Annotated in this window: 19 protein-coding genes; 13 read left to right on the top strand and 6 right to left on the bottom strand. The window is 73.3% G+C overall.

Going from position 1 to position 19,736, the window contains the following annotated elements:
• Positions 1-26 precede the first annotated feature (26 nt).
• Both OF850_RS21215 and OF850_RS21210 read right to left on the bottom strand, forming a co-directional pair.
• Positions 27-533, bottom strand: coding sequence for an outer membrane lipoprotein (locus OF850_RS21215; protein ID WP_301592329.1), 507 nt, complete (start codon positions 531-533; stop codon positions 27-29).
• A 136-nt stretch (positions 534-669) separates the two neighbouring features.
• Entirely contained in the window at positions 670-1,176 is a 507-nt protein-coding gene (locus OF850_RS21210) for a MarR family winged helix-turn-helix transcriptional regulator (RefSeq protein ID WP_301592328.1), read from the bottom strand.
• A gap of 144 nt (positions 1,177-1,320) precedes the next feature.
• On the opposite strand from OF850_RS21210, the gene OF850_RS21205 reads away from it, so the two are divergent.
• The 3 genes from OF850_RS21205 (at position 1,321) to OF850_RS21195 (ending at position 3,518) form a co-directional block, all read left to right on the top strand.
• Positions 1,321-1,662, top strand: coding sequence for a cupin domain-containing protein (locus tag OF850_RS21205; RefSeq protein WP_301592327.1), 342 nt, complete (start codon positions 1,321-1,323; stop codon positions 1,660-1,662).
• Positions 1,662-1,886, top strand: a complete 225-nt coding sequence (locus OF850_RS21200) for a DUF4287 domain-containing protein (protein ID WP_301592326.1) — start codon at positions 1,662-1,664, stop codon at positions 1,884-1,886. Before OF850_RS21205 ends, OF850_RS21200 begins: the two co-directional genes overlap by 1 nt.
• A 186-nt stretch (positions 1,887-2,072) precedes the next feature.
• On the top strand, positions 2,073-3,518 hold the full coding sequence (locus OF850_RS21195) for a lytic transglycosylase domain-containing protein (protein WP_301592325.1): 1,446 nt from the start codon (positions 2,073-2,075) through the stop codon (positions 3,516-3,518).
• A gap of 39 nt (positions 3,519-3,557) precedes the next feature.
• On the opposite strand, the gene OF850_RS21190 is transcribed toward OF850_RS21195, so the two are convergent.
• Positions 3,558-4,925: a bifunctional heptose 7-phosphate kinase/heptose 1-phosphate adenyltransferase gene (locus tag OF850_RS21190; RefSeq protein WP_301592324.1), complete on the bottom strand. Its 1,368-nt coding sequence runs from the start codon at positions 4,923-4,925 to the stop codon at positions 3,558-3,560.
• A gap of 125 nt (positions 4,926-5,050) precedes the next feature.
• On the opposite strand from OF850_RS21190, the gene OF850_RS21185 reads away from it, so the two are divergent.
• The 6 genes from OF850_RS21185 to mscL all read left to right on the top strand — a co-directional run bounded on the left by OF850_RS21185 (position 5,051) and on the right by mscL (position 9,985).
• Positions 5,051-5,845, top strand: a complete 795-nt coding sequence (locus tag OF850_RS21185) for a hypothetical protein (RefSeq protein WP_301592323.1) — start codon at positions 5,051-5,053, stop codon at positions 5,843-5,845.
• A complete protein-coding gene (locus OF850_RS21180; RefSeq protein ID WP_301592322.1) occupies positions 5,842-6,981 on the top strand; it encodes a hypothetical protein in 1,140 nt (379 codons plus the stop codon). The genes OF850_RS21185 and OF850_RS21180 overlap by 4 nt, the downstream gene beginning before the upstream one ends.
• 32 nt (positions 6,982-7,013) lie before the next feature.
• Positions 7,014-7,766 (top strand): ABC transporter ATP-binding protein, encoded by a 753-nt coding sequence (locus tag OF850_RS21175; RefSeq protein ID WP_301592321.1) that lies wholly within the window; start codon positions 7,014-7,016, stop codon positions 7,764-7,766.
• A complete protein-coding gene (locus tag OF850_RS21170) occupies positions 7,763-8,569 on the top strand; it encodes an ABC transporter permease (protein ID WP_301592320.1) in 807 nt (268 codons plus the stop codon). The genes OF850_RS21175 and OF850_RS21170 overlap by 4 nt, the downstream gene beginning before the upstream one ends.
• A 117-nt stretch (positions 8,570-8,686) precedes the next feature.
• Entirely contained in the window at positions 8,687-9,424 is a 738-nt protein-coding gene (gene aqpZ, locus OF850_RS21165) for an aquaporin Z (protein ID WP_301592319.1), read from the top strand.
• 102 nt (positions 9,425-9,526) lie between these two features.
• On the top strand, positions 9,527-9,985 hold the full coding sequence (mscL, locus tag OF850_RS21160) for a large conductance mechanosensitive channel protein MscL (RefSeq protein ID WP_301592318.1): 459 nt from the start codon (positions 9,527-9,529) through the stop codon (positions 9,983-9,985).
• Here mscL and OF850_RS21155 read toward each other — a convergent pair.
• Both OF850_RS21155 and OF850_RS21150 read right to left on the bottom strand, forming a co-directional pair.
• A complete protein-coding gene (locus OF850_RS21155) occupies positions 9,982-10,575 on the bottom strand; it encodes a Maf family protein (RefSeq protein ID WP_301592317.1) in 594 nt (197 codons plus the stop codon). The two genes, mscL and OF850_RS21155, sit on opposite strands and share 4 nt — an antisense overlap.
• Entirely contained in the window at positions 10,572-11,522 is a 951-nt protein-coding gene (locus OF850_RS21150; protein ID WP_301592316.1) for a pyruvate, water dikinase regulatory protein, read from the bottom strand. The genes OF850_RS21155 and OF850_RS21150 overlap by 4 nt, the downstream gene beginning before the upstream one ends.
• 308 nt (positions 11,523-11,830) lie before the next feature.
• On the opposite strand from OF850_RS21150, the gene hemE reads away from it, so the two are divergent.
• Genes hemE through OF850_RS21130 form a run of 4 tightly spaced genes read left to right on the top strand, consistent with a single transcriptional unit; the run spans position 11,831 to position 17,716 of the window.
• Complete coding sequence (hemE, locus tag OF850_RS21145) at positions 11,831-12,868, top strand: uroporphyrinogen decarboxylase (RefSeq protein WP_301592315.1); 1,038 nt, start codon at positions 11,831-11,833, stop codon at positions 12,866-12,868.
• Between the two features lie 30 nt (positions 12,869-12,898).
• On the top strand, positions 12,899-13,987 hold the full coding sequence (gene hemH, locus OF850_RS21140; RefSeq protein ID WP_301592314.1) for a ferrochelatase: 1,089 nt from the start codon (positions 12,899-12,901) through the stop codon (positions 13,985-13,987).
• The gene (locus OF850_RS21135) at positions 13,927-14,616 is read left to right on the top strand and encodes an HAD family hydrolase (protein WP_408906485.1); all 690 of its coding nucleotides are present in this window, start codon (positions 13,927-13,929) and stop codon (positions 14,614-14,616) included. The genes hemH and OF850_RS21135 overlap by 61 nt, the downstream gene beginning before the upstream one ends.
• 58 nt (positions 14,617-14,674) lie before the next feature.
• Entirely contained in the window at positions 14,675-17,716 is a 3,042-nt protein-coding gene (locus OF850_RS21130) for a S8 family serine peptidase (RefSeq protein WP_368044715.1), read from the top strand.
• A 36-nt stretch (positions 17,717-17,752) separates the two neighbouring features.
• Here OF850_RS21130 and OF850_RS21125 read toward each other — a convergent pair.
• Positions 17,753-19,736 (bottom strand): DUF4175 family protein (locus OF850_RS21125; protein ID WP_301592312.1); only part of this gene is annotated, 1,984 nt, incomplete at its 5' end.

The following is a 19,736-nucleotide window of genomic DNA, read 5'->3' as shown; positions in this document are numbered from 1 at the left end:
CTCGCCGCCCCGGCGGGAATGCCCGCTCAGCGCCAGACGGGGGTGGGGACCATGGGGGCCGGGCCGGCGGCGCGGATCAGCCGCGCGCGGTCGCCCAGGGAGATGGCGACGCGCTCGCCGACCTGGAACCCTTCCTCGTTGGTCTGCACCACGGTGACGTCGCTGCCCGAGCGGTCGAGGCGCACCACGAATTCGACGCCCTGGCCGGCGCCGGCCGCGCCCTCGATCAGCGTGCCGCCCACGGCGCCCAATGCCGCGCCCAGCACGCCGCCCACCGCACGAGCGCGCCAGTCGCCACCGATGGTGGAGCCGATCACGCCGCCCGCGACGCCGCCGGTCACGCCGCCAATGCCGGTGTTGGGCGCCTGCAGGTTCACCGGGCGCGCGCCGACGATGGTGCCATATTCCAGCCGCCCGACCTGGCCGACCGCGTAAGTGGGGACGGTGCTGTTCATCGCCTGCGGCGCGCAGGCCGCGGCGGAGAGCGCGAGGAGGGCGACGGGCAGGAGCAGGAGGTGGGACGGACGCGGCATCGAAGTTTCCTTGGCTGGGCGCCCGGCGTCGGCGCCCGGGCATGCCGCGGATTCTACGTCCTGTCGCCTGCCGGTGCCAGAACCCTTCGGTGGCCGCCCATCCCGCCCCCGGCCGCCCTTTGGGGCCGGTCTTCGCTCACCGCGTCCGCCCGGCCTCGCCCTCCACCCCCGACAGGAGCTTCCGCAGCAATCCCGCGAGCGCCTTGCGCTCCTTCGGCGTCAGATGCGCCAGGTGCTTCGCCTCGCTCGCCATGTCCTGCCGGAAGGCTTCCTCCGCCAGGCCGATTCCCGCATCGGTCAGCGTGACCTGGACGCTTCGCCCGTCCTGGGGCGACGGCTCGCGCCGGATCAGCCCCGCCTTCTCCAGGCGTCCGAGGCGGTGGGTCAGGCCGCCGGAGGAGATCATCAGCGTCGAGTACAGATCCGTCGGCGTGAGGCAGTAGGGGGGCCCGGCGCGGCGCAGGGTCGCGATCACGTCGAACTCGCCGCGATCCAGCCCGAACTCAGCGAAGTCCTGCTCGATGCCGTTTCGAAGCAGCAGCGTCAGGCGAAGCGCCCGGCCCAGGATCGCCATGGGCTCGGTGTCGAGGCCGGGGATCTCCCGTGCCCATTGCTCGCGCAGCCTGTCGACGTGATCCTTCACCCTTCGCCCGCCCATCGTCTTCCGAGCCGCCGGGATTACCGCTTCCGGCGGATGGCACGCCATATCTTGGCACCAAGGGGATTGTCTTGACGCCAAGATATCTGCCCCGCAAGTATCTTCACGCAAAGACAATAGGAGAGTCCGATGGGCATGGTCCGCGTGAGGCGCCACCGCGAAGCCGCGCCGGGGCAAAGCCGCACCGTCCGCTTCCAGGGCCGCGACTTCGGCGCGCCGGTCTCGATGTTCCTGACCGACAGCGCGCCGGGCACGGGGTCCAGCCTGCACCGCCACCCCTACCCGGAAACCTGGGTCGTCCGCGAGGGCGAGGCGGAGTTCTCGGTCGGCGAGCAGCGACACCGGGCCTCCGCCGGCGACATCGTCGTCGCCCCGGCCCATGTCCCGCACCGCTTCCTCAACATCGGCGCGGGAAGCCTGCGGCTCGTCTGCATCCATCCCAGCAACGTCATCGTGCAGGAGGAGCTGTGATGGCGCGGGCCCCGGAGTCCCCGGCGCCTGCAAAGGGCCCGGCCTCGTATTTTCCCTCCATCGAGAAGAAATACGGCCGGCCGATCGGCGAATGGCAGGCGCTAATCCGTGCCCATCCCGAGCGCGGGCACATGGCCCTGGTGAACTGGCTGAAGCAGGAGCACGGCCTGGGTCACGGCCACGCCAACGCCCTGGTTGCCCACACGCTCGCGGAAGACCGGTGAGGGTCGCATCGCTCCCCGGTGCCAGCCCGTAGCCGCCCGACGCTGGACTCGGCCCCCCGGCCGCGTCTAGGGTCGGGAGCTTGCGGCCGTCCTTGGGAAGGGCGGCCTGGGGCCGACGCGCCGGATGCCAGGGGGAATTGGCAACCGGGACCAAGCGGCGGCCGCGACAAATGGGGGATTTCGACGATGCGCCGATGGAACGCGAAGGCGGTGGCCCGGCCGGTGGCGGCTTTTGCCATGCTGGGCCTCCTGGCCGCTTGCGGGGGCGGGGGACAGGCCCCGACGACACGGTCGTCCGGCAGCTACACGCAGGCCCGCTCCTACGACCCGCCCGGGCCACGCACCGATCCCTGGGGGCCCTACATCCGCGAGGCGTCGCGCCGGTTCGACGTGCCGGAGGGCTGGATCCGCGAGGTGATGCGCCAGGAATCCGGCGGCCGCGCCACCGCCACCTCGCCGGTCGGTGCCATGGGGCTGATGCAGGTCATGCCCGGCACCTACCGGGAGCTCCAGGCCCGGCACGGGCTCGGCGACGACCCCTACCACCCCTATGACAGCATCATGGCCGGCACCGCCTATATCCGGCAGATGTACGACCTCTACGGCTCGCCGGCCTTTCTGGCGGCCTACAATGCCGGCCCGCGCCGGCTGGAGGACTACCTCTACAACTCGCGCGGCCTGCCCACCGAGACTCGCAACTACGTCGCCCGCGTCGGGCCTGGCGTCATCCGCTCCTCGCCCGTGCGCCGCGCGCCGTCCGAGGTCTACGCGGCCGCCGAGATCCCGCTGCGCGTTCCGCCCGGCCCGCGCCGCATGGACAGCACGACCCGCTTCGCCATCGCCGAGCAGCAGGCGATCCGCGAGGGCAACGCGCAATACGCCCGCCTCCCCGATCCCGAGCCCAGCTCCGGCCCCCGCATGATGGCGGCCGCCCCGGCCCCCGCGTCGCGCGGCGGCGTGGTGGCGATGGAGCCCATCCCTGACGGCTCGACGCCGCAGGGCGCGATCCGCCTCGCGGAGGCGGAAGGGCGCGCCTTGGCCGAGTCCGGCGGCGGCGCCTATGCCGCGCCCTCTGGCGACGTGCTGCCCGATGGCCGCATCGTCGTGGCGCGCATGGACCCCATCCCCGACGGCTCGACGCCCGAGGGCGCCGTGCGCCTCGCGGAAAGCAATGCCCGCAGCGAGGCGCCGTTCCAGACCGCCGCCCTGGGCGGTTCCTTCACCGCCCCGCCGTCGGCGCCGCTGCCGCCGCCCGCCGCGCGGGTGACCGCCCGCGCCCAGGCTGCGGCGCCCACCAGCGCGCAGCCCCTGCCGCCGCGCACGCTGGGCTTCATCTCGGTCGCGCAGGCGGGCACGCTTCCCGCCAGCTTCCGCCCCGCGGTGGCCACGAGCGCCGGGTCCTGGGCGGTGCAGGTCGGCGCCTTCAACAACCCGACCCAGGCGCGCGCCGCCGCGCAGGCCGCGCAGGGCACGGCGGGCGGGCAGGTCGCCGTCACCCCGGTGCAGGTCGGCCGCTCCACCCTGTTCCGCGCCCGGGTGACGGGGCTGAGCCAGAACAACGCCCAGCAGGCCTGCGAGCGCCTGCGGCGCAACGGCGCCTGCAACGTGCTGTCGCCCGACGCGCAGAGCTGAAGAACGGAAGGGAAGGGGTCCGCCCCTTCCCGATCCCCCTCAGGGCGAGGGGCGAAGCTCCCCGCCCCATTCGCCGAGGATGCGCTCCAGCGCCCCGTCCGTGTCGCAGGACACCATGACGTCGGGACGCAGGAGGCGCAGCATCTCCTCGCCAGGCGCGCCGCACACGGTGATCAGGTCCACCTCCGGCCGCTCGGCCAGCAGGACCGCGCCCTCATCCTCGCGCTCCACGCCCACCATCAGCCGGTCGCACCAGCGCCGTGCCTGTTCGGTCACCGATCCCGGGCAGGGCTCGGCGGCATGGAGGAAGCCGACGCGCCAGCCGCGATGGCGCCAGCGCTCCACCACCTCCACCGCCAGCGGCAGGGAAACCAGCTTGCGCAGGGCGCTGCGCCCGGGCGTCAGCCCTTCCAGCAGCTCATCCGCACGCGCCAGGGCGATGCCCGACTTGCGCGACACGATGCCCAGCGCCAGCGAGGCGAGGCGCGCCGCCGCCTCCAGCGACAGGCCGGACGCGAGGGCCGCGGACACCACCGCCACCACCGCGTCGCCGCCCCCCGCGGGGTCGTGCACCTCATTGGCCTCGGCGCGGAAATGCAGCACGCCCTCGGGGCGCACCAACGTCAGCCCCTCGGCGCCGCGCGGCACCAGCACGGCGCCAAAGCCATGCGCCGCCATCAGCACGCGCCCCGCCTCCGCCGTGCTCGCCTCGTCGCGCACCGGCAGGCCGGTGGCGTGGCTCAGCTCCTCCGGCTCGGGGATGATGAGGTCAGCGCCGGCGAAGCGGCCGTGGTCGCCGCCCTTGGGGTCCACGATGACGCGGCGCCCGGCGTCCCGCGCCGCCTGGATCAGCCGTCCCGGGATGTCGCCCGCCAGCACGCCCTTGCGGTAGTCGCTCAGCACCAGGACCGTCGTCACCGCCACCGCGTCGGAGGCGATCTTCACCATGCGGTCGGCGAGGCGCGGATGGATGGGCGAGGGCTGCTCGTGATCCGTGCGCAGCATGTGCTGCCCGGCAGAGAGGAAGCGCGTCTTGACCGTGGTCAGCCGCCCGCCCTGCACCAGCAGCCAGGGCTCGACGCGCGGCTGCCCGCCGATCAGCCCGGTGAGGTCGGAACCCGCGGCATCGTCCCCGATCACGGACACGAAGGCGACGGCGGAACCCAGCGCGGTGAGGTTGCGGACCACGTTGCCCGCGCCGCCCGGCAGCGCCACCTCGCGCTCCACCGACAGCACGGGAACGGGCGCCTCGGGGCTGATGCGGCCGACATGGCCGTAGACGTAGCGGTCCATCATGGCGTCGCCGACGACCAGGACGGTGGCCCGGCCCAGCGCCTTGACCGCCTCCGCCAGTTCGCTGGGCGTGCTCGCCTCGCGCTGGGGCGGGGCGCTGGTGTCGTGCGGCATGGGCCCCGCGTAGCCCAGCGGGGGCCGGTTCGGCAACCTGGGCGGGCGCAAGGCTGCGTTAACCAGCGTCGCGATAGGCACATGGCGCGGCCAGAAGGGCCGTTCCGCCGGGACCGCGCCCGCCCATGACCCATCCTGCCACGACGCCCGCCCCCGATCCCCTCCACCAGCCCCTCGCGGCGGCACCGCCCGGCACGTTGGCCGTGGCGGCCGATGGCGCCCTCGCGCGCGCCCTGCTGGAGGAGGCGTCCTGGTCCGCGGGCGGCGTCCTCCTGCCCCTGCCCGGCGGGGGCTGGGCGCTGGTGGGCGCGGCGGAGGCGCCGGCGCGCCGCGCCGCCGGGTTCATCGCCGGGCTGGGAGGGGCGCCGCCCCGCCTGCTTGCCCTGCCGGAGGGTGGCGCTTCCCTGCTCGCCCCGTCGCCCGCGCCCCCGCCGCCCGTCCTTCCACGGTTGCGCCTCCTCCTGGACGCGGAAGGCGTCGCGTGGGGCCAGCTCCTGTCCCCCGGTGCCGGCGAGCGGGAGGAGGCCTGCCGCGCCCTGCTGCGCGGCTTGGCGCATGACCCGCCCCCGCTGCGGCCCGGGCTGCGCCTGTTCCTCGAGTGCCCGGAAGAGGATCGCGCCGATGCGCCCGGCGGCCAGGGCGGAAGCGGGGGGCGCGCCCCGGTGGCGGTGCTGCCGCTGGTGGCGCTGTCCCGCCCGGCGGCGCTGCGGGCACGCCGCGACGTCCTCGCGCGCTCCGGCTGGGACCACGGGCTGATCGGCCCGGATGCGGAGGCGCTGGGCTGGATGGATGGGGGCGAGCCCTGGGCCCTGGCCCCGCCCGGCCCGGTCCCGCCGGCCGTGCTGCCGCAGCGCCTCGTCCTGCTCGGCCCGCGCCCCGCCTGGGCGCCGCGCGACGCCCTGCACGAAGCCGCGACATGAATGCGCGGACCGGCACGGCGGAGGCGTGGCGCGACGCCCTCGCCCTCGCGACGTTGCTGCGCGACTGCGCCGCCTCGGGGGTGGAGCGGCGGGCGCTGCATCTGCGCCTTTCCGCCCTGCCGCGCGACGGGCGGGAGGACCGGCACCGCCATTTGCTGCGCGAGGCGATGGCGCCGGTGCTGCGTCCCACCCGCGCCCGGCTCTTTACGCTGCCGGGCGGCGACCTCGTCGCGCTTTCGCCACCGCCCGGTGAGCATCTGGCCGAGGCGCGCGAGGCGCTGGCCCGCCTCCTGCCGGAAGCGCTGCTCGACACCCATGCCGCCCTGCTGCGGCTTCCCGCCGAGGCCGCCACGCTGCTGACGGCGGTGGAAACGGCGCTGGGCCTCGACGCCAGGCCACCCGCCGAGGCGCCGCCGCCCGCCCTGCCGCCCCCTTCGGCAACGGAGCTGGAAACGGCGCTGCGCGGCCTTCGTCACGCCGACCTCGCCGCGCATCTGCGCCGCCGGCCGCAATGGCGCCTCGGCCCCGGGGAGGAGGAGCCCCGCCCGGCGGAGGAGGCGCTGCGGCTGGACGCGGAAGGGCTGTGGCGCCTCCTGCTGCCCGGCACCGCGCCCACCCCTTCGCAGCGCCGTCGGTTCCGCCACGAGGCGGAGCGCCGCGCCCTGGCCGGGCTGGCGCGGCCGGAGGAGGCGCGGCAGCTTGGCCCTCTCCTCCTGTCGCTGTCCCTCGCGGTGCTGGAGGAGGGGGAGTTCCTGCGCCTCGAAGCCCTGCTGGGCCCGCTCGGGCGCGCCGACCTCGCCGTCGCCGTGCCGATGGAGGATGCGCTGGCGGAACCGGGGCGCCTTGCCCGGCTGCGCCGGTTCGCCGGCGCGCGCGGCTGGGCGCTGGGGCTGGACGCGGTCACGCCGGCGCAATGCCGGTCCCTGCCGCTGGCGCGGCAGGGCTTCCCGCTGCTGCGCCTGCGCTTCGAGCCCGCGCTGCTCGCCCTCGGCGCGGCGGAGCGTGCGGCGCTGGACGCCTCCCTGCCGGAGGCGCGCGATGGCATCGTGCTGCTGGACGCGGACCGCCCGGCCGCGGTGGCCTGGGGCTGGCGGCGCGGCATCACCCGTTTCTGCGGCGCCCTGTTCCTGGGGTGACACTTCCGGGGTCCGGGCGCATTTCCCACCCCATGACCCTCGCCCTGACCGTCGAGGCGCTGAGCAAGAGCTACGCGCCGGGACGCCCCCCTGCCGTCGATTCCCTGTCCTTCAGCATCGGGCGCGGCCGCACCCTGGGGCTGCTGGGCGGCAACGGCGCCGGCAAGACCACCACCATCGCCATGCTGCTCGGCCTGCTGGTGCCCAGCGCCGGGCGCGTCGTCGCGCTGGGCCATGACATGGCGACGGACCGCTTCGCGGCGCTGGCGCGGATGAACTTCTCCTCGCCCTACATCGCCCTGCCGCACCGGCTGAGCGTGGAGGAGAACCTGCGCGTCTATGGCCATCTTTACGGCGTGCCGCGCCTCGCCGCGCGTATCGCGGAACTGGCGCGCGACCTGGAGCTCGCCGATCTGCTGGACCGGCCGGCGGGGCAGTTATCCGCCGGGCAGAAGACCCGCGTGGCGCTGGCCAAGGCGCTGATCAACCGCCCCGACCTCCTCCTGCTGGACGAGCCGACGGCGAGCCTCGATCCCGACACGGGCGACTGGGTTCGCTCGCGGCTGGAGGCGTACCGGGCCGAGACGGGCTGCGCCATCCTGCTGGCCTCGCACAACATGGCCGAGGTGGAGCGGCTCTGCGACGAGGTGCTGATGCTCAAGCAGGGCAAGGCGGTGGATCGCGGCACGCCGGCGGAGTTGCTGTCGCGCTACGGCCGCGACGACCTGGAGCAGGTCTTCCTCGACATCGCACGCGGCACGCGGGCCGAGGAGGCGCTGGCATGAACGGCGCCTCCTCCACCCGCCGCGTCTGGGGGCTGGTGTATCGCCACCTCGCCCTCTACCGCCGCTCGCCGCCGCGGCTGATCGAGCTGATGTACTGGCCGGTGCTGCAGATGGTGGTGTGGGGCTTCATCACCGCCTACCTCGCCGGGGTGCAGAACAACGTCGCCTCGGCGGCTGCGGGCGTCCTGCTCGGCGGCGTGCTGCTGTGGGAGGCGGCGCTGCGCTCGCAGATGGGGTTCAGCATCTCCTTCCTGGAGGAGATCTGGTCGCGCAACCTCGGCCACATCTTCGTGTCGCCGTTGCGCCCGTGGGAGCTGGTGGCAGGGCTGATGACCCTGTCGGTGCTGCGCACGCTGGTCGCGGTGATCCCGGCCATGGCGCTGGCCTGGTTCCTGTACAGCTTCAACATCCTGCGGCTGGGGCCGATGCTGGTGCTGTTCTTCGCCGCGCTGGTGATGATGGGCTGGGCGGTGGCGATGGGCGTCACCGCGCTGATCCTGCGCTTCGGCGCGGGGGCGGAGGCGCTGGCCTGGAGCATCCTCTTCGGCCTCACCCCGTTTGCCGCCGTGTTCTACCCCGTCTCCATCCTGCCCGATTGGCTGGAGCCGGTGGCCTATTCCCTGCCCGCCGCCCATGTCTTCGAGGGGATGCGCGCCGCGCTGCTGGAGGGGCGCGCCGAGTGGGGCCACCTCGCCGCAGCCTATGGATTGAACGTGGTGTGGCTGGGCCTGATGGCGCTGCTGTTCCGCGGGCAATTCCAGGCGGCGAGGGTCAAAGGGGCCCTCCTAAATATTGGCGAATAGCACCACGTCAACCAAAGGTCCGGCCGCGAAATATACACAAATTTACATTTCATCTGCATGTGCCAGCATGGTTGCCTTCGGTTCGCGCCCAGAATGGCGCGACAGGAGATGATCACGATGTCCCCTCAAAAGCTCACGGCGGAGTTCATCGGCACCGCATGGCTGGTGCTGGGTGGATGCGGTTCCGCCGTGCTGGCGGCCGCCTTTCCCGAGGTCGGGATCGGATTGCTGGGCGTGTCTCTCGCCTTCGGCCTCACCGTGCTCACCATGGCCTTCGCCATCGGGCACATCTCGGGCTGCCACCTGAATCCCGCCGTGACGCTCGGGCTCGTTTCCGCCGGGCGCTTCTCGGCCGGCGAGGCGCTGCCCTACATCGCCGCGCAGGTGCTGGGCGCGGTGTGCGGCGCCGCCATCCTCTACGGCATCGCCAGCGGCAAGCCGGGCTTCGAGCTGGGCGGTTTCGCGGCCAATGGCTATGGCGCGAACTCGCCGGGCGGCTACGCCATGTCCTCCGCTTTCCTGGCCGAGGCGGTGCTGACCGGGCTGTTCCTGCTCGTCATCCTCGGCGCCACCTCGCGCCGCGCGCCCGCCTCGCTGGCGCCGGTCGCGATCGGTCTGTGCCTCACCCTGATCCACCTGATCAGCATCCCCGTCACCAACACCTCGGTGAATCCCGCGCGCTCCACCTCCCAGGCGCTGTTCGTGGGCGGCGCGGCGCTGGGCCAGCTTTGGCTGTTCTGGGTGGCGCCCATCATGGGCGCGGTGATGGGCGGCATCCTGCATCGCTGGCTCGACCGCGACGCGCCGGAGCCGGCGGACAGCGCGCGGGTCGCGGTGGAACAGCCTTCGAGCTAGGCGGGTTCCGCCCTGCTGGTCCTGGGCGGCAACGCCCAGGATTTCCGCGTTCTCCTTCTCTCCGATGATAGGATCGGCCGGTCCGATGGAGGCCTTCCCGAGATGGCGCTCGACCTTCCTGTCCGCGAACCCGTCTGGCTGCGGGACTTCAAGGCCTTCCTCATGCGCGGCAGCGTGGTGGAGCTCGCGGTCGGCCTCGTCATCGGCGCGGCCTTCACGACCATCGTCACCTCCTTCGTGGAGGATCTGATCAACCCGATCATCGGCCTGCTGGTGGGCGGGGTGGATTTCTCCAATGTCTTCGTGGTGCTGAGCGGCGAGCGCCGCGCCTCGCTGGAAGCGACGCGCGAGGGCGGGGCGGCGGTGCTGGCGATCGGACGCTTCGTCAACACCATCATCAAGTTCGTGATCGTCGCCTTCGCGATCTTCTGGGTGGTGCGGGTGCTGTCCGCGCTGCGGCTGAAGGAGCTGGGCAAGGCGGCGCCGCCCGCCGCGACGCCGACGGAAAAGCTGCTGGCGGAGATCCGCGACGAGCTGCGCGCCGCGCGGCCGCAAGCCTAGGCTTCGATCACCCCGGAATCCCGCAGGTAGTGCAGCAGGGGCAGCAGCGGCATCCCCAGGATCGCCCAATGGTCGCCCTGCACGTCGCGCATCAGCCCGATCCCCGGCCCCTCGATGCGGTAGGCGCCGACGGAGCGCGTGACGTGCTCCGCCTCGCGCGCGAGATAGGCGTCCAGATAGGCCTCGGAAAAGTCGCGCATGACGAGGCGCGGCGTGGCGACGTGGTGCCAGGCGCGCTCGCCGTTGCGCCACACCACGGCGGCGGTCACCAATTCGTGCCGGTGCCCGCGCAGCCGCAGCAATTGCCGCCGCGCCGCCTGGAGGTCCTCGGGCTTGCTGAACCATTCGCCGCCGCAGACCAGGAGCTGGTCGGCGCCGATCACCACCGCGTCCGGGTGCTTGCGGGCGATGCGCGCCGCCTTGGCGTCGGCCAACAGCGTCGCGGCATCGGCGGGCGGGATCTTCTCGGCCTGCGCGCCCTCCTTGATCGCCTCCTCGTCCACCGCGGCGGGCAGCGCCTCGAAGCGCAGCCCGGCCGCTTCCAGCATGTGCCGCCGCGCGGCGCTCTGCGAGGCGAGGATCAGCCTCATCCGCCGCGGCGGGCCGGGTTGGAAGGGATGGTGGAATGGGTGACGACACGCGCGCCCTCGGCCGGGGCGCCGATGATGGCGGCCGCCGGGTCTTCCGGCTTGGGCGTGACGGTGCCGTTCCGCCGCGCGTGCCACAGGTCCACCTGCTGCAGGATCAGTGCCGCCGTTTCCTCGATGGAGCGGCGGGTGACGTCGATCACCGGCCACCCGCGCGAGGAGCAGAGCCGGCGCGCCGCCAGGATCTCCGCCTTCACCGCGTCCGGGTCCACGTATTCGTTCTCGCCCTGGCGCACGCCGCCGGCGCCGATGATCTTCAGCCGGTTGCGGCGGATGTCGATCAGCGAGCCGGCGTCGATGGTTAGCCCGATCACCGGGCAGGGCGGGTTTTCCAGCTCCGGCGGCAGGGAGGCGCCGGGCACGAGCGGGATGTTGGCCGCCTTGATGCCCCGGTTGGCGAGGTAGAAGCAGGTCGGCGTCTTGGAGGAGCGCGACACCCCCACCAGCACGAGGTCGGCATGGCGGATGCCGGCCGTGCCCTGGCCGTCATCGTGGCTCAGCACGTAGTGCATCGCGTCGATGCGGCGGAAATAGTCCGCGTCCATCACGTGCTGCGCCGCGCGCCGCTCCTTGGCCCGCGCGCCGATCTCGGCCTGAAGCATGTCGGTCATCGCGTCGAGCGGCGAAAGCGACGGCACGCCGAGGCGATGGCACGCTTCCTCCAGCGAATGGCGCAGGGAGGAATCCACGAGGGTGAAGACCACCGGCCCCGGCTCGTGCTCGATCCCCTCGATCACGCGGTCGAGGTTGAGGCGCGAGCGCACGAGGAACCAGCGATGCTGGATCACCCCCGGCGCGTCGAACCGCGCCAGCACGGCGCGGGCCATGGAGTTCAGCGTCTCGCCCGTGCTGTCGCTGACGAGGTGCAGGTTGGTGTTTCGGCCGGGCATGGGGGGCCTGTGGACGGGCTGGGGAAAGGAATGGGGATTGTGGGGACTCTTTCGCCCTTCCGCCAGGGCACGGGGGAAGCCGGGGACAACCGGCACAAATCTTCCACCGCGGGATGGAATCCCCCGCAGGGTTGTGGATGGCGCGGCCATCGCCGCGAAACCCGCCACGGGCCTGGGCTTCTTCCCCTGCCGCTTCTGGGGATGACGCTGTGGACAAGCCGGGGACAGGCTGCATCCCCGTTATCCACACCCCCCAACAACCACCTACACCCTTCTTATTTTTCCTTTTTGAAAGGATAAGCCCGGGCATGTCGGATAAGTCCCTGCTCCGTGTCCTGGCCGGCGAGGCCGTGTCGCCCCCTCCGGTCTGGCTGATGCGCCAAGCGGGTCGGCACCTTCCCGAATACCGGGAGGTGCGGGCCCGGGCCGGCTCCTTCATGGCGCTGTGCCTGGATCCCGAGGCGGCTTCCGAGGTCACGGTGCAGCCGGTGCGGCGCTACGGCATGGACGCCGCGATCCTGTTCTCCGACATCCTGGTCGTGCCCTGGGCCATGGGGCAGGAATTGCGCTTCGTGGAGGGCGAGGGGCCGCGCCTGCCGCCCATCACCGACCGCGCCGGGCTCGACGCGCTGGACGTGGCGGGGGCCACGGCAAAGGCGGCGCCGGTGATGGAGACGGTGCGCCGCACCCGCGCCATCCTGGAGCGCGACCACCCCGGCGTCACGCTGATCGGCTTCGCCGGTGCGCCCTGGACGGTGGGCTGCTACATGATCGAGGGGCGGGGCGGGCGCGAATTCCACCTCGCGCGCCGCATGATGCACGCCGAGCCGGAGCTTTTCGCCGATATCCTCACCCGGCTGGAGGAGGCGACGATCGCCTATCTGCTGGCCCAGGCCGAGGCGGGGGCGGAGGCGCTGATGCTGTTCGATTCCTGGGCCGGCCAGTTGCCGCCCTCCGCCTTCCGCCGCTGGGTGATCGGGCCGGCGCGCCGCATCCGCGCGGCGGTCCGGGAGGCCTATCCGGACCTGCCGATGATCGGCTTCCCGCGCCTCGCCGGGGCGCTGCTGCCCGAATACGCGCGCGAGGCCGGGATGCAGGCCGTGGCGATGGACACGGGTATGGAGCCGGCCTGGGCCGCGGCGAACGTGCCGGAGAACATCGCCCTGCAAGGCAATCTCGACCCGGAGGCGCTGATCGCGGGCGGCACGGCGATGGAGGTGGAGGCGCGGCTGATCCTCCAGGCCATGCGCGGGCGGCCGCACATCTTCAACCTGGGCCACGGGGTGGAGCAGCCCACCCCCATCCCGCATGTCGAGCGCCTGCTGGAGATCATCCGCGCGGCTTGATTTGCGCCCGCGCGGGGGTATCTCCCCCCCATGCCCCCCAAGAAGCCGCGCCGCGTCGCCCTGATCCTGTTCAACCTCGGCGGCCCGGATCGGGCCGAGAGCGTGCGCCCCTTCCTGGTGAACCTGTTCACCGACCCGGCCATCCTGCGCGTGCCGGGCTTCGTGCGTCCCTGGCTGGGCCGGCTGATCGCTTGGCGCCGCACCGCGCCCGCACAGGAGAACTACGCGGTGCTCGGCGGCAAGTCGCCGCTGCTGGAACTGACGGTGGAGCAGGCGCGAAGCCTCGACGCCGCGCTGAACGCCGGGGGCGGAGAGGCCGAGTACCGGTCCTTCGTCGCCATGCGCTATTGGCACCCGATGAGCGAGGAGGCCGCCCGCGCCGCCAAGGACTGGGCGCCGGACGAGGCGGTTCTCGTGCCGCTCTACCCGCAATACTCCACCACCACGACGGGCAGCAGCGTCGCGGCCTGGGAGGAGGCGTGCCGGAAAATCGGGCTCGACGTGCCCACCACCACGCTGTGCTGCTTCCATTCGGATGAGGGCTACGCCGCCGCCACCGCGCGCCTCCTGCGCGCCTCGCTGGAGGAGGCGCGGGCGAAGCTGCCGGGAGGCGCGAAGCTGCGCGTGCTGTTCTCCGCGCACGGCCTGCCCGAAAGCATCGTGAAGGCAGGCGATCCCTACCAGTGGCAGGTGGAGCAGACCGTCGCCGCCGTGCTGCGGGCGCTGGACGAGCCCGGCCTCGACCACGTCACCTGCTACCAGTCGCGCGTCACGCCGCAGAAATGGATCGGCCCTTCCACGGAGGACGAGATCGAGCGCGCGGCGCACGAGAAGGCGGCCGTGCTGATCTGCCCCATCGCCTTCGTGTCCGAGCACTCGGAAACGCTGGTGGAGCTGGACGTGGAATACCGCGAGGAAGCGGAGAAGCTCGGCATTCCCGGCTATTTCCGCGTTCCGGCGCAGAACAGCGACGCGGGCTTCATCGCCGCCCTGGCTGGGCTGGTGGAGCGCGCGCGGGGATCGGGCCGCGCCCTTTGTTCCTTCGCCGGCGCGCGGCAATGCCCGCGCGAGCATCGCGACTGCCCGCATGCCCGCGCCACCGAAAGAAAAGCTGCCTGATCCGCGCCGTCCTCCTCGATTGCGACGGGGTGCTCGCCGACAGCGAGGGCCTGGTGAACGAGATCGTCGCACGCGCATTGACGGCGCGCAGCTGGGCGATGACGGCCGAGGAGGCGGAGCACGAATTCCTCGGCATCGCCCTGCCCGACATGATCCCGCGCATCGAGCGCCGCACCGGCCCCCTGCCCCCGGGCTGGGCGCATTCCTTGTCGCGCGACATCCAGGCGGAGCTGACGCGCGCCCTCCAGCCCATTCCCGGCGCGGCGGAAAGCCTCGGCTTGCTGGCCGCGCGCGGCATGGCGATGGCCGTGTGCTCCAACTCCTCGCGCATCGAGCTGAGGCTGAAGCTGGAAACGCTGGGCTTCCTCCGCTTCTTCGGCGGCCGTGTCCTGTCCTTCGAGGATGTGGCGAGCCCCAAGCCGGCGCCCGACCTCTACCTCCGTGCCGCCGCGCTGTGCGGCGCCGCGCCGGAGCATTGCCTCGTCGTCGAGGACAGCGATGCGGGCGAGGCGGCGGGGCGCGCCGCCGGCTGTCCCGTGCTGCGGGTGCGCGGGCATCTCGACCCGCAGGCCCTCGCCGCGCGGATCGGAATGGCCACGAAGGACGCGGTCCGGGGCGCCCTCCGGTAAATCCCTGATCTGGAAGGGGCAGACCAACGCTGCGACAAGGTGCCTGGAGGAAAAATCCGTGCCCTTCACCGCGACGCCCAACGACCCCCTTTTTCCGCTCGCCTGGCATTTGCGGAACACCGGCCAGGCCGGTGGCACGCCCGGCGTGGATCTTCGCCTGCTCGACGCCTGGGGGCATTGGAGCGGCCGCAACATCCTCGTCGCCGTGATGGACGAGGGGGTGGAGAAGACCCACCCCGACCTCCTCGCCAACATTTGGACCCGGCCCGCCGGCGCCCCGGTTCCGGGCGACCCGAACCTCGCCGGCGGCCTCCCCGTGGCGCCGGGCCGGGGCTCGGAGGGCGACAATCACGGCACCTCGGTGGCGGGAATCATCGCCGCGACGGGCAACAACCTCACGGGCGCGACCGGCATCGCCCCCGATGCGCGCATCGTTTCCTATCGCGTGCTGGGCGAGAACGCCGCCGGGATCCCGGACGCCCTGAAGCAGGGCCTGGTCGACGGGGCCGCGATCTTCAACGCGTCCTTCGGCACCTCCATCGGCTTCGCGCCCGAGGGCGGCTCGATCGCCGCGCTGGAAGCCGTGGCGCGCGAGGGGCGCGGCGGCCTCGGCGGCATCATCCTGAAGAGCAACGGCAATGAGCGGCTGGAGCTCGGCGCCCCCTCCCCGGCCGATGGCGGGTCGGAGGCGTTCAGCGCCAGCCGCTTCACCGTCGCCGTGGCCGCGGTGGATAATCGCGGCGTCGTTTCCTCCTACAGCAACCCGGGCGGCAACCTCTTCATCTCCGGCTTCGGCGGGCCGGGCGACGACCTGCTGCTGACCGGCGACAGCGTCGTTTCCACCGACCGCGTCGGGACCGTGAACGGCTACAACACCGACCCGGCCCGGTACGGCGCCGCCTATACGGGCTTCAACGGCACCTCCGCCGCCGCGCCCACCATTGCCGGCGTGGTCGCGCTGATGCTGGAGGCCAATCCCGCCCTCGGCTACCGCGACGTGATGGAGATCCTGGCCTACACGGCGCGGATCACCGACCCGCTCGCCGGAACGGCGGGCCATGACAGCTGGCACCGCACGCCTTGGCTGGAGAATGCCGCGGGCAACAAGAATGGCGGCGGCCTGAACTTCTCGCATGATTACGGCTTCGGCCTGGCCGATGCCGGCGCCGCCATCCGCCTCGCCGAAACCTGGACGGCGCAGCGCACGGAGCACAACCTCGTCACCTCCGTCACCCAGGCCAAGGGCGCGGCGGGGGCGAGCTTCGCCTCGGGCACGCCGCTCATCGTCACCTTCGACATCCTGCAGCCGACGGGCGCGCAGCCCGGCTTTCGCCTCAACGCGCTCGAGCTGACGCTGGACCTCAGCGCCGCACGCCCCTCCGACCTCACCGTCACGCTGATCTCGCCGGAGGGCACGGCGATCCGCCTCCTCACCACCTCCGGCAACCTTTTCCAGCCGAATGCGGATTGGGAGCCGGACTACGCGAATCCTGCCCCCTGGCCCGGCCCCTCGCTGCTTGGCACTCCGGGCTTCTGGGGCGAGAGCGCCGTGGGCACCTGGACGCTGAAGGTCGCGACCAACGAGGGCGGGGTCGGCGGCGCCTTCAACGGCGCCTCGCTGCTGCTGACCGGCGACTCCCTGTGGGCGGCTTCCCTCGGCACGGTCCCGGCCGCCGACCTGCGCACCCAGGCGATCTACACGGACGACTTCGCCACCGCCGTCGCGGCGGACCTGGGCCGCGCCGTGCTGGGCGCGCCGGGGGTGGACACGATCAACGCCGCGCCGATGACCGGCCGCGTCGTGCTCGACCTGTCGGCCGGCACGGGAACGCTGGGCGGCGTCGCCGTCACCCTGGCGGCGGAGCGCGCGCTGCGCCACGCCTTCGGCGGTGCGGCGGGCGACGACCTGCGCGGCTCGGCCGAGGCGAACATGCTGGATGGCGGCTGGGGCGACGACTTGCTGATCGGCTTCGGCGGCCATGACACGCTGCGCGGCGGCTTCGGCAAGGACACGCTGATCGGCAACGAGGGGAATGACCAGCTGGACGGCGGCGTCGGGCGCGACTTCGCCATCTTCGGCGTCAACCGCGCCGATGCGACGATCGAGCGCCTGGCCGACGGCACGATCCGCGTTTCCTCCGCCGAGGGGGTGGACCACCTGTCCTCGGTCGAGACGCTGGTCTTCCTGGACGGGCTGCGCGCCATGGGCATGGCCCGGCCCACGGATTTCTCCGGCGACGGCTATGGCGACCTGCTGTTCCGCGACGGCAACGGGGCGCTGCAGATCTGGCGCCTCCATGGCGACGGCGTGCAGGCGGTGTCCGGCTTCGCGCCGGGCGGCGCCGCGATCGGCGCCACCGACACGCTGGTGGCCACCGGCGACTGGTCGGGCGATGGCCGCGCCGACATGCTGTGGCGCGGCGCGGATGGCAGCCTGCGCTTCACCGTCAGCATCGCGGATGCCTGGACCACGGTGGATCTGGGCATCGTGGAGGGCTGGACGGTGCGCGCCCTGTCCGACCTGGATGGTGATGGCCGCGCCGACATCCTGTGGCAGCACGAGACGGGGTTCCTCGCCGGCTGGACCGCGACGGAAGCCGGATTCCTCACGCTGGGAGGCGGGGTTGCGGCCGGGCTGGGCGCGGGATGGGAATGGCTGTCCGCCGCCGATGCCACCGGCGACGGCCGCGCCGACCAGATCTTCTGCGCCCCGGCCGGCGAGGTCTTCTTCTGGGCCTGCGAGGGGCTCGCGATCACCGACACGGTCTTCCTCGGCACGCGCAACGCCGGCTGGGACTTCGTCGGCTCGGGCGACCTCGACGGCGATGGCCGCGCCGACCTCCTCTGGTGGGACCCGGCCGAGGCCGGGCTGCGCCTGTGGCTGCTGGACGAGACCGGGCGGCGCGCCGAGGCGACGCTGGACGGCCCGGGCGCGGGGTGGAGCTTCGCCGCCGTCGCTGACTACAGCGGCGACGACCGCGCCGACATCCTGTGGCGCTCCGGCGAGGGCGAGTACCGCCTGTGGGAGATGGGCGGCACGACGCGGCTCTGGTCAGGCAGCCTGCCGGCCCAGCCGGAAGCCTGGAGCCTGCTGGCGTAGTTTTCGCCGGAAGGCGCTGACCGGCCCGCTGCGTCCCTAGAAGCGGCGCAGCAGCCGGTCGATGTAGTCCAGCTCCTCCGCCGGGCGGGCGCGTTCGGCGCCGCGGCGGCGCAGCTCGTCCTGCAGGCGGCGGGTGCGCAGCAGTTCGGCCTCGTCCGGAACACGGGTGTCGGAGCCGTTATCCGCCTGCCCCGTCGCCTCGCGGCCGCGGCGGCCCAGCGGGTCGCGCCCCTCGCCCATCTCCTGCTCGCTGTCCTGGCTGCCGTTCTCGGCCTCGCCAGTCATGTCGTCGCCGCCCTCGCCCTCGCCCTGGCCGCCGAACTGGCGCTGCATCTGCTGCGCCATCTGCCGCCCGCTTTCCTGCAGCCGCCGGATCGCCTCCTGCTGCGAGGGGCGGGCATCGCCGCCCTGGCTCAGCGCCTCCTGCGCGTCGCGCATCGCCTGGCCGGCGCGGCCGAGCCCCTCCGGCACCTCGCCGGTCAGGTCGCCATGCTGCTGCATCAGCTCGCCCAGGGCGCGGCGCAGGGCGCGCTGCTGCCGCGCCTCCTCGCGCCGCTGCCGCTCCGCCTCCGGGTCCGCGGGGGGCGGGGGCTGGTTGCGGCGGGTCTGCGACCGGCGGCGATCCTCCTCGTCGGCGCGGCGCTGGGCCCCGTCCAGCATTTCCGTCTGGCGGCGCAGCAAGTCCTGCACGGCGCCCATCTGCTGCTGGCCGCGCTGCCGCTGGCCCTGTCGCTGCGGACTTTCGCCCCGCGCGACACGTCCCTCCTGCAAGGCGCGCAGCATCTCCTCCAGCTCCGCCAGCTCGCGCCGCGCATCCTCCGTGCGGCCCTCGCGCGCCGCCTGCTCCATGCGGCGGGTGCGGCGCTCCATGTCGCGCCCGTCCATCATGCGCTGCTGCGGGTCATAGGGCAGCGCCTCGGCATTCTCGCGCTGAAGCCTTTCCGCCAGCGCCTCCAGGTGGCGGCGGATCGCCTCGCGCAGCTCCTCGATGCGCTGGCGCAGCTCCTCGCGCGCCTGCTGGTCGCCCGGCTCGCGCTCGCTCTGCTCCAGCGCCTCGCGCAGGGCTTCCTGCGCCTCGGCCAGGGCGCGGGCGGTGCGGCCGTCGCGGCCTTCCTCCAGCGCCAGCGCCGCTTCCCAGAGGAGTTCCTGCACCTCGCCCACCGCCTCCTCCCGCCGGTCGCGCCCCAGCTGGGTGCGGGCGGTGCGGAGCGAAAGCTGCGTAGCGGCGTCGTGCTCGAAGGCTTCCGGCTCGGCCACGATGCGGTCCAGGGCGCGCATCGCCGCCAGCCGCTCCCCCGGCGCGACGGACAGCGCCTTGCGCACGGCGATGATCGCGCGGGAAACCGGGTGGTTGAAGGAACGCTCAGGCAATTCGAGCGACGCCTCCTCCGACAGGCCCTCCTGCCCCGCCCCGTCGCGCGCCACGAGGCGCAGCGTGACCGGCAGCCCGGCCCAGGGATGCGCCGACAGCTCCGCTGGCATCTGCCCACGCGCCTGGCGCGGCGCGGCGGCGGGCAGGGCGACGTCCAGCACCACGGGCGCGGCGTCCGGGCGCGCGGCGAGGCGGATCTCCGCCCGCAGCGCCAGCACGCCCCAATCATCCTCCACCTGCCAGGGCAGGCGGATGCCGAGGCCGCGCGGGGCGCGCGAGGGCGCCTCCGGGAAGCGCGCCACGGGCGGCGCGTCCCCCTGCACCGCCAGCGACCAGGTCGCCACCTCGCGCCCGCCGTCGCGCAGCGTGACGCGCGTGCCCTCCTCCAGCACCGCCTCGCCGCCATGGGAGGTGCCGCCGAGCGGCTGCAGCGCGATGCCCTCGACGGCGGGCGAGGCGGCGTTGGACACGGCGAGTTGCAGCCGTGACCCGGCCGGCACGGTGGCCGAGCCGCCCCCGGCCGGCAGGAAGACCGGCGGCGCGCCGGTATAGGCGGGCGGCGTCACCCAGGCCTCGACCCGCAGCGCCGGCGCGGCGGCCAGCGGCGCGGCGAGGCGCGGCTGCACCCCGCGCAGCAGCAGCGCCGGC

It is taken from the genome of Sabulicella glaciei (genome assembly GCF_026183895.1).
GTDB classification, from domain to species: Bacteria; Pseudomonadota; Alphaproteobacteria; order Acetobacterales; family Acetobacteraceae; genus Roseococcus; species Roseococcus glaciei.
This window is presented reverse-complemented; position numbering and strand designations above follow the sequence as displayed.